The organism is Streptomyces sp. MP131-18 (assembly GCF_001984575.1).
GTDB lineage: Bacteria > Actinomycetota > Actinomycetes > Streptomycetales > Streptomycetaceae > Streptomyces > Streptomyces johnsoniae.
Genome location: NZ_LZNS01000001.1, coordinates 4,974,964 through 4,991,426, shown reverse-complemented (window position 1 = coordinate 4,991,426; position 16,463 = coordinate 4,974,964). Strand labels below are relative to the sequence as shown.

At 72.6% G+C, this 16,463-nt stretch carries 13 protein-coding genes, 1 tRNA gene and 1 riboswitch; of the genes, 2 read left to right on the top strand and 12 right to left on the bottom strand.

The window, feature by feature from the left end:
* Window positions 1-245 precede the first annotated feature (245 nt).
* Both STBA_RS38975 and STBA_RS22660 read right to left on the bottom strand, forming a co-directional pair.
* Window positions 246-422 (bottom strand): hypothetical protein, encoded by a 177-nt coding sequence (locus STBA_RS38975; RefSeq protein WP_253195316.1) that lies wholly within the window; start codon window positions 420-422, stop codon window positions 246-248.
* Between the two features lie 102 nt (window positions 423-524).
* A tRNA-Leu gene (locus STBA_RS22660) sits at window positions 525-606 on the bottom strand.
* A 381-nt stretch (window positions 607-987) separates the two neighbouring features.
* Here STBA_RS22660 and STBA_RS22655 point away from each other — a divergent pair.
* Both STBA_RS22655 and STBA_RS22650 read left to right on the top strand, forming a co-directional pair.
* Window positions 988-1,767, top strand: a complete 780-nt coding sequence (locus STBA_RS22655) for an ABC transporter ATP-binding protein (protein ID WP_077061001.1) — start codon at window positions 988-990, stop codon at window positions 1,765-1,767.
* Between the two features lie 89 nt (window positions 1,768-1,856).
* Window positions 1,857-4,403, top strand: a complete 2,547-nt coding sequence (locus STBA_RS22650) for an ABC transporter permease (protein ID WP_077061000.1) — start codon at window positions 1,857-1,859, stop codon at window positions 4,401-4,403.
* A 45-nt stretch (window positions 4,404-4,448) separates the two neighbouring features.
* Here STBA_RS22650 and STBA_RS22645 read toward each other — a convergent pair whose 3' ends face one another.
* From STBA_RS22645 to STBA_RS22600, 10 genes are all read right to left on the bottom strand, one after another.
* Window positions 4,449-5,822 carry a cyclopropane-fatty-acyl-phospholipid synthase family protein gene (locus STBA_RS22645; RefSeq protein ID WP_079252104.1) on the bottom strand — a complete coding sequence of 458 codons (1,374 nt, stop codon included), beginning with the start codon at window positions 5,820-5,822 and terminating at the stop codon, window positions 4,449-4,451.
* A 220-nt stretch (window positions 5,823-6,042) separates the two neighbouring features.
* Window positions 6,043-7,458, bottom strand: a complete 1,416-nt coding sequence (locus STBA_RS22640) for an NAD(P)/FAD-dependent oxidoreductase (protein ID WP_077060999.1) — start codon at window positions 7,456-7,458, stop codon at window positions 6,043-6,045.
* A 371-nt stretch (window positions 7,459-7,829) separates the two neighbouring features.
* Entirely contained in the window at window positions 7,830-8,786 is a 957-nt protein-coding gene (locus STBA_RS22635) for a Ppx/GppA phosphatase family protein (RefSeq protein WP_077060998.1), read from the bottom strand.
* Window positions 8,783-9,358 carry a DUF501 domain-containing protein gene (locus STBA_RS22630; protein ID WP_077060997.1) on the bottom strand — a complete coding sequence of 192 codons (576 nt, stop codon included), beginning with the start codon at window positions 9,356-9,358 and terminating at the stop codon, window positions 8,783-8,785. Before STBA_RS22630 ends, STBA_RS22635 begins: the two co-directional genes overlap by 4 nt.
* Window positions 9,359-9,390: 32 nt before the next feature.
* Window positions 9,391-9,879: a septum formation initiator family protein gene (locus STBA_RS22625; protein WP_077060996.1), complete on the bottom strand. Its 489-nt coding sequence runs from the start codon at window positions 9,877-9,879 to the stop codon at window positions 9,391-9,393.
* A gap of 84 nt (window positions 9,880-9,963) precedes the next feature.
* Window positions 9,964-11,244, bottom strand: coding sequence for a phosphopyruvate hydratase (eno, locus tag STBA_RS22620; RefSeq protein WP_077060995.1), 1,281 nt, complete (start codon window positions 11,242-11,244; stop codon window positions 9,964-9,966).
* A gap of 222 nt (window positions 11,245-11,466) precedes the next feature.
* Window positions 11,467-12,126 carry a transglycosylase family protein gene (locus STBA_RS22615; RefSeq protein WP_077060994.1) on the bottom strand — a complete coding sequence of 220 codons (660 nt, stop codon included), beginning with the start codon at window positions 12,124-12,126 and terminating at the stop codon, window positions 11,467-11,469.
* A gap of 3 nt (window positions 12,127-12,129) precedes the next feature.
* Window positions 12,130-12,283, bottom strand: a riboswitch (cyclic di-AMP (ydaO/yuaA leader).
* Window positions 12,284-12,597: 314 nt separating this feature from the next.
* Window positions 12,598-13,458, bottom strand: coding sequence for a transglycosylase family protein (locus STBA_RS39325; RefSeq protein ID WP_290443903.1), 861 nt, complete (start codon window positions 13,456-13,458; stop codon window positions 12,598-12,600).
* A 238-nt stretch (window positions 13,459-13,696) separates the two neighbouring features.
* Complete coding sequence (locus STBA_RS22605; protein ID WP_077060992.1) at window positions 13,697-14,926, bottom strand: cytochrome P450; 1,230 nt, start codon at window positions 14,924-14,926, stop codon at window positions 13,697-13,699.
* A complete protein-coding gene (locus STBA_RS22600; protein WP_077060991.1) occupies window positions 14,919-16,283 on the bottom strand; it encodes a sensor histidine kinase in 1,365 nt (454 codons plus the stop codon). Before STBA_RS22600 ends, STBA_RS22605 begins: the two co-directional genes overlap by 8 nt.
* Between the last annotated feature and the right edge of the window lie 180 nt (window positions 16,284-16,463).

The following is a 16,463-nucleotide window of genomic DNA, read 5'->3' as shown; positions in this document are numbered from 1 at the left end:
TCCTCGAACGTGGGGGACTGTTCTCGGAGTGGTTGCCGCCGTGCCGTGGGAGGTTGCCGGACGGCGTGACCCGGCTCACTCGGCGACGGATCGGCACAGGTCCCCCACCGGACACGCACACTCCACCGCGGCAACCGCACGGCGCACGCGGGGCGCTCGCGGCCGGAAGCGGCCACCACTCCCGTCCCGCGCGGCGGGTGGGTGAAGCTCAGCCGTTACGGCTGGCGGCAGCTCGTGTTTCCGGCTCAGTGGGGGATGCCCTCGATGATGTCGCGGGCGCCCTGGCGGAGAAGTTCGGCGCAGACACGGGTGCCGAGCACGGCCGGGTCGTTCTTCTCCTCGCCCCTGCGGGGAACACCGGACCTGACCTGGTAACTCGTGATCTCTCCCGCACGGTTCTTCCGCGCCCGCACGTATGCCATGCGGCGGCGAGTGTAGACCTGGGCCCCGCGGGGCCCCGCACGGCACATGAAAGCAGCCGCGTCGCGGCCGTTACGGCTGGTCAGCGGCTGTATGCTCTGGGGTGCCCGGAGCCGGACTTGAACCGGCACGGCCCGAAGGCCAGCGAGTTTTAAGCTCACCGTGTCTGCATTCCACCATCCGGGCACAGATCCCAAGCCGTACCGGGCGCGTACGCGCCAGTGTCTCGTCCGAGCTTATCCGGCGGATTCGCCCGAACACCGGTGCCCCGAGCCGATGTTGTCTGATTTTATGAGCCCCTGATGGCTCGTCAAAGGGCTACTGCCCGGTCACAGGCCGTTCCCGCCACTTTCGCGCCAGGTGGCCGTGGCCGAGGAATGACGCAAATCAACCCTCCGCATCCACTTAGGTACTCAGGGGTGTTCCTCCTCCCCAGGTATGACAGCCGAAGCGCGTATGTACCCCTGAAGAACTCCAAGGAACAGTCATCCCGAGGGATCACCCGGCGGCGACCGGGGAGAAGGATGGTGTACGGCACCACAACCGTCCCGACAGGAGAGTGTTCCCGTGTCCACCTTCACCGCCCCGGCCGGCGCCGTCTCGAACGGTGCGGTGGCCGCCAAGGCCACGGACCTCACCAAGGTCTACGGAGAGGGTGAGACCAAGGTCGTCGCCCTCGACCACGTGTCCGTCGAGTTCAGGCAGGCCGAGTACACCGCCATCATGGGCCCCTCCGGCTCGGGCAAGTCGACGCTCATGCACTGCATGGCCGGGCTCGACACCGTGTCCGGCGGCTCGGCCCGCATCGGCGAAACCGAGCTGACCGGCCTCGGCGACAAGAAGCTGACGCAGCTGCGCCGCGACCGCGTCGGGTTCATCTTCCAGACGTTCAACCTGCTGCCGACGCTCAACGCCCTGGAGAACATCCGGCTGCCCATGGACATCGCCGGGCGCAAGCCCGACCCCGAGTGGCTCGATCGCGTCATGGCCACGGTCGGCCTCGGCGGCCGGCTCAAGCACCGGCCCGCCCAGCTCTCCGGCGGCCAGCAGCAGCGCGTCGCCGTGGCCCGCGCCCTCGCCAGCCGCCCCGACATCATCTTCGGCGACGAGCCCACCGGCAATCTCGACTCCCGCGCCGGCGCCGAAGTCCTCGGCTTCCTGCGGAACTCGGTGCGCGAGCTGGGCCAGACCGTCGTCATGGTCACCCACGACCCGGTGGCCGCGGGCTACGCCGACCGCGTCGTCTTCCTGGCCGACGGCCGCGTCGTCGACGACATGCCCAACCCGACCGCGGAGAGCGTCCTGGAGCACATGAAGCGGTACGACGCCAAGGGCCGCACCAGCTGACACCACCACAGCCGGCACCGCACCAGCCGGCAACGCACCACCCACCGCGCCACCTTTCACCCCCTCCTCACCACCGGTCAGGTTCCGCCATGCTCAAAACCGCCCTGCGCAACGTGCTCGCGCACAAGGCCAGGCTGCTGATGACCACCCTCGCCGTCCTGCTCGGCGTGGCCTTCGTGTCCGGCACGCTCGTCTTCACCGCCACCCTCTCCGAGGCGTTCCAGCGCAGCTCCGAGAAGGGCCTGACCCACGTCGACCTCGCCGTCCAGCCCGACGACGACACCGACGCCGCGGAAACGGGCCCGGGTGACGCGGACGACCTCGGGCAGGACCTGCTCGACGCCACCGCCGCGCTGCCCGGAGTGGCCTCGGCCACCGGCGAGGTCTCCGGCTTCGCGGCCCTCGCCGACAAGGACGGCGACCTGGTCGGCGCCGGCTGGGACACCCGCGGCGCCAACTACTACGCGGGCACCGACGGAACGGGCACGGACGCGCGCCATCCGCTGACCGAGGGCCGCGCCCCGCGGGCCGCGGGCGAGATCGCGCTCGACTCGGCCACGGCGGAACGCACCGGCTACCGGATCGGCGACACCGCCCGGGTCTCGGTCGACGGGCCCGTCCGCGAGGAGACGGTCACCGGCATCTTCACCACCGAGGACGGCACGGTGGCCGCGGGCGGCAGCCTCGTCCTGTTCGACACCGCCACCGCGCAGGAACTGTTCACCGCGCCGGGCGAGTACAGCCGCATCACCCTCCAGGCGGCGGACGGCGCCACCCAGCAGGACCTGAAGGACGCCGTCGCGCCGCTGCTGCCCGAGGACGCCGAGGCGATCACGGGGCAGCAACTCGCCGCGGACCAGGCCGAGGAGATCGAGCAGCAGACGAGCGGGATGCGCACGGCGCTGCTGGCGTTCGCCGGGATCTCGCTGTTCGTCGGCGTCTTCATCATCGCCAACACCTTCACCATGCTGGTCGCCCAGCGCACCAGGGAGCTGGCGCTGCTGCGCGCGGTGGGCGCGAGCCGCCGGCAGGTGACGCGTTCGGTGCTGATCGAGGCGCTGGTCGTGGGCACCGTGGCGGGCGTGACCGGCTTCGCGGCCGGCATCGGCATCGCCGCGGGGCTCCGTTCCCTCATGGACGCCTTCGACGTCACCATTCCGGAGGGCCCGCTGATCGTCGACGGCACCGCGGTGCTCGCGTCGCTGATCGTCGGCATCGTCGTCACGGTACTCGCGGCCTACCTGCCCGCGCGCCGCGCCGCGAAGATCCCGCCGGTCGCGGCCATGAGCAGCATCCACGCAGCGCCGACCGCCCGCCGCATGGTGGTGCGCACGACCATCGGTGCCGTCGTCGCGCTGGGCGGCGGCGCCCTGGTGGTCGCCGGCATCGGCTCGGGCGACAAGGGCGCCACGATGGGGCTCGGCGCGGCGCTGCTGGTGATCGGCGTGTTCATCCTGACGCCGCTGCTCTCCCGCCCCGTCATCGCCGCCGCGGCGCCGCTGCTGCGCCTGTTCGGGGTGTCAGGGAAGCTGGCGAGGCGGAACGCGGTGCGCAATCCGCGCCGCACCGCCGCCACCGCGTCGGCGCTGATGATCGGGCTGACGCTGATCACCGGCATCACCGTGATCGCCGACTCGATGGCCAAGAGCATCGACAAGATGGCGACGGAGTCGCTGCGTTCCGACTACGTGGTCTCCATGGCCAACTTCTCGCCGCTGTCGCCCGAGGTCGAGGAGACGCTGGCCGCGCGCCCCGAGGTCACCGACATCACCGGGCTGAGCATGTCGCCCGCGCTGATCGCCGACGACTCCGACGAGCGGTACCTCACCGGCGTCAACGGGGCGGCGATCGGCGAGCTGACGAACCTCGACTTCGAGGCGGGCTCCTTCGAGGGTCTGAGCGGCGAGAACGCCGTGGTGGACACCGACACCGCCGAGGATCTCGGCCTCGGCCTGGGCGACACGTTCCCCGTGCGGTACGAGGACGGCACCGCCGGCAGCCTGACAGTCTCGGGGCTCTACGAGGGCAACGAGATGATCCGCGGCGTCATCCTGGACGACGCGGCGCTCGACCCGCACATGGAGCGCGTGACCGACTTCCAGGTCATGCTGCGCACCGCGGACGGGGCGAGCGAGGAGGCCCGTTCCGCGCTGGAGGCGGCGCTCGGCGACAACCCGGCCGTTCTGGTGCAGGACAAGGAGGACGTCTCCGAGGACATCGCGTTCATGTTCACACTGCTGCTGAACATGCTGTATGCGCTGCTGGCCATGGCGGTGATCGTCGCGGTCCTCGGCGTCATCAACACCCTGGCCATGTCCGTCTTCGAACGCCGCCAGGAGATCGGCATGCTGCGCGCGATCGGTCTTCAGCGGCGCGGCACCAAGCGGATGGTGCGCCTGGAGTCGGTGGTGATCGCGCTGTTCGGCGGTGTGCTCGGGGTGGGGCTCGGCGTGTTCTTCGGCTGGGCCGTCGGCGAGATGCTGCGGGACTACCTGACCACGTACGAACTCGTGCTGCCGTGGGGCCGGATGGCCGTCTTCCTCGGCCTCGCCGCCCTGGTCGGCGTCCTGGCCGCGCTGTGGCCGGCCCGCCGCGCGGCCAGGATGAACATGCTGGAGGCCATCAAGACCGAGTAGCCCGGCCCGCCCGGCGCCCGGGTCCCGGGCGCCGGGCGGGCCGGGTCAGTGCGGCTGTTCCTGCGCCCGCGCGGGCGCCGCGGGCCGCTGCCGCTCCGGCCGTTCCGGCCGTTCCGGCCGCCGCGTCCGCTCCTGCACCGTTCCGCGTTCCGTCCAGGCGCGCGGGCGCAGCGGGAGGCCGGGGCCGCCTGCGACGGGCAGGCGGACGGCCAGGACCTGGTTGACGCCGATACCGGCGCGTTCGAAGGACAGCGCGGAGGCGGCCATGTACAGGCGCCACACGCGGGCGCGGCCCGCGCCCGCCAGGCGCGTGGCCTCCGCCCGGCGCGCCTCCAGGTTGCGCACCCAGCGGCGCAGCGTGAGGGCGTAGTGCTCCCGCAGCGACTCGACGTCGCGTACCTCGAACCCGGCGCGTTCCAGCAGCGTCACGGTGCGGCCGACGGGGGCCAGTTCGCCGTCGGGGAAGACGTAGGCGTCGATGAACGGGTCCACCCGGTAGCTGCTCTCGTCGGCGCGCGGCGGCCGGGCGATCTGGTGATTCAGCAGCCGGCCGCCCGGGCGCAGCAGACCGAACAGCCGCTCGGCGTACTCGCGGTAGCGCGCCGCGCCGACGTGCTCGGCCATGCCGACGGAGGAGATGGCGTCGAACGGGCCGTCCGCCGTCTCGCGGTAGTCCTGGACGCGGATCTCGACGAGGTGCCCGAGCCCCTGCTTCGCCACCCGTTCCCTGGCGTAGGCGGCCTGCTCCTCGGAGAGCGTGACGCCGACGGCCCGTACGCCGTAGTGGCGGGCGGCGTGCAGCGCCAGCGAGCCCCAGCCGCAGCCGACGTCGAGGAGCCGCTGCCCTTCGCGCAGGCCGAGCTTGCGGCAGATCAAGTCGAGTTTGGCGGTCTGCGCGGCCTCCAGGGTGTCGGTGTCCTCGTCCCAGACGGCGCACGAGTAGACCATGGAGGGGCCGAGGACCAGCTCGTAGAACGCGTTGCCCACGTCGTAGTGGTGGCTGATGGCCTGGCGGTCGCGCCGCAGCGAGTGCAGCGGTCCGGTGCGCCGCGCGACCTCCTCGCGCGGCGGGGGCGGCGGCACGGGCGCGGCCGGGCCGGCCAGCCGGACGAGTTCGCGGGCGATGGTGAGCTTCTGCCGCGGCGGGATGTCGCGTTCCGCCTGGATCGGCGCGAGCAGCAGGCCGAGGGCGGCGTACAGGTCGCCCTCGACGTCGATTTCCCCGGCCACCCAGGCCCTGGCGAGGCCCAGTTCACCGGGTTTGAAGAGGAGTCGGCGCAGCGCCCTGCGGTGCCGCACCACGATGACCGGGCCGCCGGGCGGGCCGGTTTCCGAGCCGTCCCACGCGCGGAGGCGGAGGGGGAGCGCCGAACCGAGTAGCTGCTCGGTGAGCGCGGCGAGCCGGGGGGCGACAGCCATGCAGACACACCTCCAGGAATGAGGACGAATCGTCCTCGCCACCTTGGCATCCAGCCCAGGGAAAACACCGCCATTCCCCGGTCGATTCCCGGTGTGATTCCGCCAGCGAGCGTAAGCAAGGCAAAGACAAGACAAAGAAACAAGACAAAGAAAGGAGGCACGCAACGAAAACGGAGGACGGGCGGCCCTGGGCCGTCCGTCCTCCGCTACTGCCGTGCCGTCAGCCCGCCTTGGCCTTGGGCTTGTCGGCCGGCCGGTCCGTCCCGCGCGGCGCGCCCGCACCGGACGCGGCCGCCGCGGTGACCGGGGCCGCCGCCTCGTAGAACTCCTCGCGCGGGTGCTCCATGGCGCCGAGCGAGACGACCTCGCGCTTGAGGAACAGGCCCAGCGTCCAGTCCGCGAACACCCGGATCTTGCGGTTCCAGGTGGGGACCGCCATGCCGTGGTAGCCGCGGTGCAGGTACCAGCCGATCCGGCCGCGGAAGCGGAGGGTCAGCTTGCCGAGCTTGATCATCGCGACGCCCTTGCGCAGGCCGAGCCCGGCCACCGCGCCCATGCTGGCGTGCTTGTAATCCTTCTGCGGGAAGCCGCGGAGCCCGGCGATCACGTTGTCGCCCAAGACCTTGGACTGGCGCAGCGCGTGCTGGGCGTTGGGCGGGCACCACGCGTTCTCCTGGCCGGCGGCGCGGGCGGCCAGGTCGGGCACCTGCGCGTTGTCACCGGCGGACCAGATGTAGTCGGTGCCCGCGACCTGGAGCGTGGCCTCGGTGTCCACGTGCCCGCGCGGCCCGAGCGGCAGGCCGAAGCGGGTGAGCGCCGGGTTCGGCTTGACGCCGGCCGTCCACACGATGGTGTGGGAGTCGGCGGTGACCCCGTTGCTCAGCTCGACGTGGCCGCCGACGCAGGACTTGACCGAGGTCTTCAGGTGCACCTCGATGCCGCGCTTCTGGAGGTGTTCGAGCCCCCACTCGCCGAGCTTGGGGCCGACCTCGGGAAGGATCTTGTCGGCGACGTCGACGAGCACGAAGCGCATGTCCTCGCGCTTGATGTTCGGGTAGTACTTCGTGGCGTCGCGGGCCATGTCCTCGACCTCGCCGATGGTCTCCGCGCCGGCGAAGCCACCGCCCACGAAGACGAACGTCAGCGCCTTGCGGCGGACGTCCTCGTCGTTCGTGGAGTCGGCCTTGTCGAGCTGCTCCAGCACGTGGTTGCGCAGCCCGATCGCCTCCTCGACGCCCTTCATGCCGATGCCCTGCTCGGCCAGTCCGGGGATGGGGAACGTGCGCGAGACGGCGCCGAGCGCCACCACCAGGTAGTCGAAGGGCACCTCGTACGGCTGGCCGACGAGCGGCGCGACGGAGGCGACCCTGCGGTCCTGATCGATGGAGGTGACGCGGCCGGTGAGGACTTCGGCCTGGGGCAGCACGCGCCGCAGCGGCACCACGACGTGCCGCGGAGAGATGCTGCCGGCCGCCGCCTCGGGGAGGAAGGGCTGGTACGTCATGTACGAACGCGGGTCGACGACGGTGACGGTTGCCTCGCCGTAGCGCATCTTCTTCAGGATGCGGCGGGCTGCGTACAGTCCGACGTACCCGCCACCAACGACGAGAATTCGGGGACGCTCCGTGGTGCTCATGCCATCGAGTATCCACCCGGCCCAGGGGGGAAGCTCGTGAGGGGCTTCACAAGCTAGGTGGGTGATTCTGCTACACTGCGCCCCTTTCTCCGGATACGGGCGGACACCTCCGACCGGGCTGCGGGGCAACGCCCCAGGTGGCAAGGGGTCCGCGGGCCGCCGATGGACGCGGCGGCGGCCTGGTCGAACGGCCGAGCGGGGCGGGTCCTGACCGGAAACGGTGGCTCCTGAGCGCCGGAAGGGCCCGTCGGGCCCGGCCGGGCGACTCCTCGGCCCCGCATCATGTGAAAAACTTCACGAGACTGCTTCCGCGCCGACGCGGACCGGCGCGGGCCGCCCCGGACCGGTGCGGGCCCGCGTGGGCCAGGGTGTCAGCCGCGGGCGGCCGCGGTCCAGAGCAGGCCGTCGAGGATGTCGTGCTCGCTGACCACGACCTCCGCCGCCCCGACGCGCTCCATGACCTTCGCCAGCACGAGCGCCCCGGCACCGATCACGTCGACCCGCCCCGGGTGCATCACCGGGATCGCGGCGCGCTCCGCATGCGTCGCGGCCAGCAGGCGGTCGGTGGTCTCGCGCACCTGACCGGCCGTGAGCCGCGCGTGGTGCAGGGCCGCGGAGTCGTAGGCGGGCAGGCCGAGCGCGATTCCGGCGACCGTCGTCACCGAGCCCGCGAGGCCGACCAGGGTGTGGGTCTCGGTCAGCGGCACCCGTTCCGCGGCCAGGTCGAGCGCCGCGTCGATGTCCGCGGCGATGGCGGCGATCTGCGCGGGCGTGGGCGGGTCCGCGACGCGCCCGTCGCGGAGCAGGTGACGCTCCGTCAGCCGCACACAGCCGATGTCCACGCTGCGCGCGGCGCGGACCCCGGCATCGCCCAGCACGAACTCGGTGGAGCCGCCGCCGATGTCGAGCACCAGGTAGGGCGGTGTCGTACCGTCCCGCCCGATCAGCTCCCGGGTGGCGCCGACGAAGGACAGCTCGGCCTCCTCGTCGCCGGTGATCACCTCCGGCACGATGCCGAGCACGTCCTTCACGCCGCGGATGAAGTCCTCCCGGTTCTCCGCGTCGCGGGACGCCGAGGTCGCCGCGAAACGGATGCGGTCCGGCGTGATGCCGTGCTCCGCGATGGCGTCGGCGTACTGGCGGCAGGCGGCGAACGTCCGTTCCAGGGCCTCGGGGGCGAGGCGGCCCGTGCGGTCGACGCCCTGGCCCAGGCGCACGATCTCCATGCGCCGGTCGAGGTCGGTCAGCCGCCCGGCCGCCGGATCGGTGTCCGCGATCAGCAGGCGGATGGAGTTGGTGCCGCAGTCGATGGCGGCCGCTGCCGTCATGCGTCGTCTCCCTCGGGTCCGGTGCCGGGTTCCGTGCCGGTCTCCGCGCCGTTCTCCGTGCCCGTGTCCGCGCCCCGTTCCGCCACGCAGGGCCCCTTGCGCCACCACTCGGGCAGCGCGGCCAGCGCCTCGTCGCCCAACGGGTTGACGCCGGGGCCCGCCGCGAGCGCGTGCGCCACCAGGACGTGCAGGCACTTGACCCGGTCCGGCATGCCGCCGGCGCTGGGGAAGCCGGGCAGCGGCCCGATCGCATCCCGGCGGGCGAGGTAGTCCTCGTGCGCCGCCCGGTAGGCGGCGGCCAGCTCGGCGTCCTCGGCCAGCCTCGCCGTCATGTCCTTCATCATGCCGTCCGCCTCCAGGGTGCCGATCGCGGAGGCGGCGCGCGGACAGGTCAGGTAGTAGGTGGTGGGGAACGGCGTGCCGTCGGGCAGCCGCGGCGCCGTTTCGACGACGTCCGGGTGGCCGCAGGGGCAGCGGTGCGCGACCGCGCGCAGGCCGCGCGGCGGGCGGCCGAGCTGCTGCCTGACCGCCTCGGTGTCGGCCGGGGTCGGGCTCGGGGTCGGGGTTTCCACGGGATTGCGTCTCTCCGGCGTCTGTCCTGGGGTCACTGCGTCCGGTCGGCCCCGTCGACGCGCTCCCACAGCGTTTCGTACCAGGGGCGGGCGGCCGGGGCGCCGCTGGTGCGGCGGCCGTCGTCCTCCTCGTCCGCCCGCTCCTGCGGGAGGATGAACCCGGTCTCGCCGGGCCGCAGGAAGCTCAGCCGCTCGCGGGCCTGCTGCTCGACGTAGGAGGGGTCCTGCCAGCGGGCCTTCTCGTCCCGCAGCTCCTCCACCCGCCGCCGCTCCTCCTCCGTCTGCCGCCGCAGGTCGTCGACTTCGGCGCGCTGCTGGACGTACTGCCGCAGCGGGTAGGCGAGGGCGACGATCAGCGAGCAGACGACGAGGGCGAGGACCGCGGCGCGGCCGGTGAGGCGGCTGCGCCGCGGCGGGCGGCGCAACCGCCGGTTCTGCGCGCGGTAGACGCGCGCGGCGGCCTGCTCGCCCAGGGCCCTGATCCTGGTGGCGGTGGAGAACCGGTCCCGGTCCGCGGCCACATCGCCTCCCTGATCGCCCTGCCCGGTGTCTGTCCCCGCCACCGTACGGGACGGACGGCGGGGACGGCGGGCAGGGAGCCGGTGTCAGCCGCGGAAGCGGGGGAACGCGTCGCGTCCGGCGTACACCGCGGCCTCGTCGAGGATCTCCTCGATGCGCATGAGCTGGTTGTACTTGGCGACCCGCTCGGAACGGGCGGGGGCGCCGGTCTTGATCTGGCCGCAGTTGGTGGCGACGGCCAGGTCGGCGATGGTGACGTCCTCGGTCTCGCCGGAGCGGTGGGACATCATGCACTTGAACCCGTTGCGCTGGGCCAGCTCGACGGCGTCCAGGGTCTCGGTGAGGGAGCCGATCTGGTTGACCTTCACCAGCAGCGCGTTGGCGGTGCCGGACTCGATGCCGCGCTGGAGGCGGTCGGGGTTGGTGACGAACAGGTCGTCGCCGACGATCTGCACCTTGCCGCCCAGCTCGTCGGTCAGGGCCTTCCAGCCCTCCCAGTCGTCCTCGCTCAGCGGGTCCTCGATGGAGACCAGCGGGTAGGACTCGACCAGCTCGGCGTAGTAGGCGGTCAGCTCCTGGGCGGTGAGGCCCTTGCCCTCGAAGGTGTAGACGCCCTCGCTGTGGAACTCGGTGGCCGCCACGTCGAGGGCGAGCGCGATGTCCTGGCCCGGGGTGTAGCCGGCCTTCTGGATGGCCTCGACGATCAGGTCGAGCGCCTCGCGGTTGGACGACAGGTTGGGCGCGAAGCCGCCCTCGTCGCCGAGGCCGGTGCCCAGGCCGCGCTCCTTCAGCACCTTCTTCAAGGTGTGGTACGTCTCGGCGCCCCAGCGGACGGCCTCGGAGAACGACTCGGCGCCGATGGGCGCGATCATGAACTCCTGGATGTCGACGTTGGAGTCCGCGTGGGCGCCGCCGTTCAGAATGTTCATCATGGGCACCGGCAGCAGGTGCGCGTTGGGCCCGCCGAGGTAACGGAACAGCGGCAGGTCGCGGGACTCGGAGGCGGCGTGCGCGACGGCGAGGGAGACGCCCAGGATCGCGTTGGCGCCCAGCGAGGACTTGTCGGCGGTGGCGTCCAGGTCGAACATGGCCTGGTCGATCAGGCGCTGCTCGGTGGCGTCGTAGCCGACCAGCTCGGGGCCGATCTGCTCGATGACCGCGAGCACGGCCTTCTCCACACCCTTGCCGAGGTAGCGGCTCTGGTTCCCGTCGCGCAGCTCCAGGGCCTCGAAGGCACCGGTGGAGGCGCCGGAGGGGACCGCGGCGCGGCCGGTGCTGCCGTCGTCGAGGCCGACCTCGACCTCGACCGTGGGATTGCCTCGCGAGTCGAGGATCTCGCGGGCTACGACGACGTCGATGGACGGCACGAGGTTCTCCTTTGGTCCGAGTGGTTCTTCCGTAGGCGTCTTCAGCCCTCTGAGCCTAACCGCCTTCGGGAGCCGCACCGTCCTCCCGCCCGCCGCCGGCCGCTCCGGCCACGTCAAAGGCGCAGTTCAGAGCGGGCCGGGGGGCGTCTCATCTTTTTGTTTACAAGGTGAAGAAAACCCGGTGCGGCCAGGTGGCCCCGGCCGCACCGGGATGAGGCCGGGTCAGACGGTGAGCTGCTGGCCGGGGATGATCAGATCGGGGTCGTCGCCGATGACGGCCTCGTTGTCGGCGTACAGCTCCTGCCAGCCGCGGCCGTGGTCGTCGGCGATGCGGGAGAGCGTGTCGCCGGACTCCACGGTGTACTGCTCGCCCGTGGCGGGGGCGGGCGCCTCCTCCTCGCGGGCCTCGTCGGGGGCGGACTGCGGAACGGCCTGCGGCTGCTCCTGCTCCTGCTCGGGTGCCGGGGCCGCTTCGCCACCGGTGTCCACGTCGGCAGCCGGGCCGCCGCCGGACAGGCCGGCCTGCGCGCCGCAGACGGGCCAGGCACCCGGGCCCTGGATGCTCAGCAACTCCTCGGCGGCGGCGATCTGCTGGTCCTTGGTGGCCTGGTCGGCGCGCGGGGCGTACTGCGTGCCGCCGGCCGCCTCCCAGCTGGACTGGGTGAACTGGAGGCCGCCGTAGAAGCCGTTGCCGGTGTTGATGGCCCAGTCCCCGCCGGACTCGCACTGGGCGACGGCGTCCCAGGTGTCGACCGAGGCGGCGTTGGCGCCGGTGGCGCTGAGAAGCGGGATGGCGACCGCGGCGCCGGTGACGGTGGCGGCGGTGGCGATCCGGGTCGATTTGGACGGACGGCGGTGACGGCCCTTGCCCGTGAACAGCATGTCGTTCCTTCTCACCGACGCCTGCGAGGTGAGCTGTCGGGTTCGGGTCAGGTGAGTTGCCCGGCCCCGAGTGCCTTGCGGTACTCGGGGCTTCACCCCAAGCCGCTCGGGCCCGCATGGGTCCTTCGCGGCATCCGCGGTCCGGTCCTCGTCGTGAGGGCCGGGCCGTGGCCTGGGTCCCCCGCTCCTGCCTGCGGTGGTGCGCGATGGTGGTCCCCCGGCCGGCGGCAGGATTCGGCGTTGCGGCCCGGGTGCCCGGCTCGGAGCCAGGCGGAGGGACACTAAACACACGCCAGCTAACGATTCAAGAACGAAGAAGATCGTCGGCGTGGCGGGGCTTGACGCGCGGGGGGCCACATCTGCGCAGGTCAACGACGGCCCGGACAGGACGGGCGAGTCGGACACTCCGACTGAACGGGGAGATGATGGTCACATTTGACCATCCGTGAAATAGCACGCGCGAACCGGGCGCTAACGGCCCGTAATGGTCAAGTCCAGCTCCTGACCAGGGAGTATGTAGTCCGGATCATCACCAATGACCGTTTCGTTCGCGGCGTAAAGGACCGGCCAGCCGCCGCGCACCCCGTACTCCACCGCGATGGCGGACAGCGTGTCCCCCCGCCGGACCTCGTGGCGTTCCGCATGCCGGCCGCCCCCCGACTCCCCCAGGCGCCCCGCCTCCTCGGGGTCCGGATCGCCGCGGTGCCGGCCGCCGCGCGCGTCCTCCGCGCCGCCCTCGGCCGAACGGTCCTCGTCGGCGATGTCCCCGCCGGCGCGCTCCTCGGCCGACCGCTCGTCCGGCACCTCCTCGGGCGTCTGCGCGGGCAGTTCTTCCTCGGTCCGTTCGGGAACGTCCTCGGCCCCCGCGTCCGCGTCCCCGGAGGGCGCGTCCCCCGGTCTCTCCTCCCCCGTACCGGCCGACGGCTCCTCGGGCGCCTCGGGCTCCTCCGGACCGGCCCCGTCCTCCTCCGGCGTCCCCTCGCGCGCCGCCGACTCCTCGGGCCCGCCGATCTCCTCCTCGGCCTGCGCCTCCTCGGCCTCCTCGGCGCGGTCCACCTCGTCGGCCTCCTCGCGGTACTCCTGCCACAGGCCGGAGAGCACGCCGCAGGCCGGGAAGGCGTCCTTGCCCTGGTCCGCGAGTATCCGTTCGGCCACGTTGATCTGCTGGGCGCGGCTGGCCAGATCGGGCCGCGGCGCGAGCTCGAGTCCGCCGTACTGCTCCCACATGCCGAGGGTCAGCTGGAGCCCGCCGAAGTACCCGTTACCCGTGTTGGCACTCCACAGCCCGCCGCTCTCGCACTCGGCCGCCCTGTCCCACGTCTCGTCCCCCACGGCCTGCGCCGACCCCGCGCTCAGCAGCGGCAGGGCTATTCCCGCGCCCGTAACGCCCGCGGCGACGATGAAGGCCGGAGCCTGTCGCGGACGACGATGACGACCAGTCCCGGAGCGCATCTGATGGGCCTCCCATGCGAACAGTGATGCGGTTGAGGGGAACCTAGCCCTCCCTCCACACGATCACAAGCCGATCCCATGCAGATCACACGCAGATCACACCGCTGACTCCGCGTCATCACCGAGGACTGAACTCCACCGGCAGTGCACGCAGGCCGCGCATGATGAGGCCACCGCGCCACCGCAACTCCCCCGGGTCCGCGGCCAGTCGGATGTCGGGCAGGCGGCCGAGCAGCGTGGCGAGCGCCGTCCGCGCCTCGACCCGCGCCAGCGGCGCGCCCAGACAGTAGTGAATGCCGTGCCCGTATCCCAGATGCGGGTTGTCCGCCCGCCCGAGGTCCAGCGTGTCCGGCGCCGCGAACCGCTCCGGGTCCCGGTCCGCCGCCGCCAGCACCACGAGCACCGGATCGCCCGCGGCCACCCGCTCCCCGCCGAGCGTCAGCGGCTCGGTCGCGAAACGCCACGTCGCCAGCTCCACCGGCCCGTCGAACCGCAGCAGTTCCTCGGCCGCGGACGCGAGCAGCGCCTCGTCGCCCGCCGCGACCGCCCCGCGCAGCCGCGCCAGCTCCGCCGGGTTGCGCAGCAGGGACAGCATGCCGTTGCCGATGAGGTTGACCGTCGTCTCGAAGCCCGCGAACAGCAGGATGAACGCCATCGCCGCGGCCTCCTCCTCCGACAGCTGCTCGCCGTGGTCGGAGGCCCGGATCAGGCCCGAGATCAGGTCGTCGCCCAGATCCTCACGCTTGCGGTGGATCAACTCCCCCAGATAAGCGCGCATCCGCTTCACCGCGCGCCCCACCCCGCCGCGCTTCCCCGCGGTGTGCAGCATCATCCCGGCCCAGCGCCGGAAGTCGTCCTGGTCCTCCGCGGGAACGCCGAGCATGTCGCAGATCGCGTAGATCGGCAGCGGGAACGCGAACTCGTCGATCAGGTCGGCGCTGCCCCGTTCCGCGAAGCCGTCCACCAGCCGGTCCGCCAGCTCCCGCACCCGCGGCTCGAACGCGGCGACCCGCCGCGGGGTGAACGCCTGGGACACCAGCCGCCGCAGCCGCGTGTGGTCGGGCGGGTCGATGTTCAGCAGGTGCGTCATCACATTGGCGCGGCGCTCACCCGGGATGCCCACCCGGCCCGAGGCGTGCTCCGCCGCCCGGTGCCGCCGCGGGTCCTTGCTCAGCCGCGGATCGGCCAGCGCCCGCCGCGCGTCGGCGTACCGGGTCACGAGCCAGGCGGACACGCCGCTGGGCAGCACCGTCTTGTGCACCGGCGCGTTGGTGCGCAGCCACGCGTACGCCGGGTACGGATCGGCCGTGAACGCGGTGCCGAACAGCCCGGGGGCGGTCTCACCCATGGGCGGACCGCTGCTCCGGTACCGCCTTGTCCGGCACCGCTCCCTCCGCCGCCGCCCCGTCCGCCACCGCCCGGTCCGGGATCACCGCCGAGACCCGGAAGCCGCCGGCGTCCGTCGGGCCCGACACGAAGCCGCCGCCGAGCGCCGCCACCCGCTCCCGCATCCCGACCAGGCCGTTGCCCCCGCTCGGCAGGCTCGCCCCGCCACCGCCCCGCGGCGCCTCGTTCTGCACCAGCACCGCGACCTCCCCCTCCCGGTGCGCGAGCCGCACCTGCGCCGCCGCACCGGCCGCATGCTTGTGCACGTTGGTCAGCGCCTCCTGCACCACCCGGTACGCCGTCGACTCCACCTGCTCCGCGTAGCCCCGCGGCTCGCCCTCCACCGCGAGGTCCACCGTCATGCCCGCGGCGCGCGACTGGTCGACCAGGACGGCCAGCTCCGTCAGCGACGGGCCCTGCTCCTCCGCCTCCTGCTGCCGCGCCTTCGCCGAGCCCGCGATCTCGGCCAGGCGGGCGGAGGCGTCCGGCCGCACCGCCGGCTCCCCGGCGCGCAGCACGCCCAGCATCGTGCGCAGCTCGGTCAGCGCCTGCCGTCCCATGTCACCGATGAGGGTGGCGTTGCGCGCGGCCTTGTCCGGGTCCTTGGCGGCCACCGCCTGGAGCGCCGCCGCGTGCACCACCATCAGGCTGACCCGGTGTGCGACGACGTCGTGCATCTCGCGTGCGATGCGCCGCCGTTCCTCCTCGCGCGCCCACTCCGCGCGCTCCTCGGCGCGGTCGGCGAGGAGCGACAGTTCGCGTTCCAGCCCGTGGGCGCGGTCCCGCAGCGTCTCGACGAGGCGCCGCCTGGCCCGCACGTACATGCCGAGCAGCACCGGGGGCAGCACGGCGGCCACCCCGAAGAGAACGGAGACGAGCGGCTGGAACCACGCGGGCAGCGCCTGTTCCCGCAGGGCGGGGTCCTGGTCGAGCAGCAGGTAGCTCACGATGACCACGCCACCGCCCTCCATGCAGGCGAGCGCGGCGATGATCCGCCGCGGCGCCTCGGTGGTGGCAAGTGTGTAGAGGCCGACGAGGGCCAGCATGCCGCCCATGTTCGCGGGCAGTACGGCGACCGAGACGAGGATCACGGCCAGCGGCCAGCGGCGCCGGACGATCAGCACCAGACCGGCCATGGCTCCGGAGATCACCACGAGCCAGACGGGCAGTCCGGTGCGCTCGGCGAAGCCGATTCCCTGGACCGCGCACTCGGCCGCGGACGCCAGGGCGAGCGCGCCGTCGAGCGCGACGCTGCGCCGGCGCGTCCACCATCCCAGCTCGAAGCTCCCCTCCGCCGTGGCCGCCCCCGTCGCTGTCATGACGACCAGACTACGGGCGGAGGCCACCGCTTTTCCGGTCGGGGAAGCGGCCACTCACCGTGGCTCCGGCGGGCACGGGCCGCCACCGCGGCGGCAGCGCTCAGGACGTTGCCGTGCCCATGACGCCCAGGGTGATGCCGTCGCACCGGGCCCCGGCGTGCTGGCATAGTGTGTCCTGTC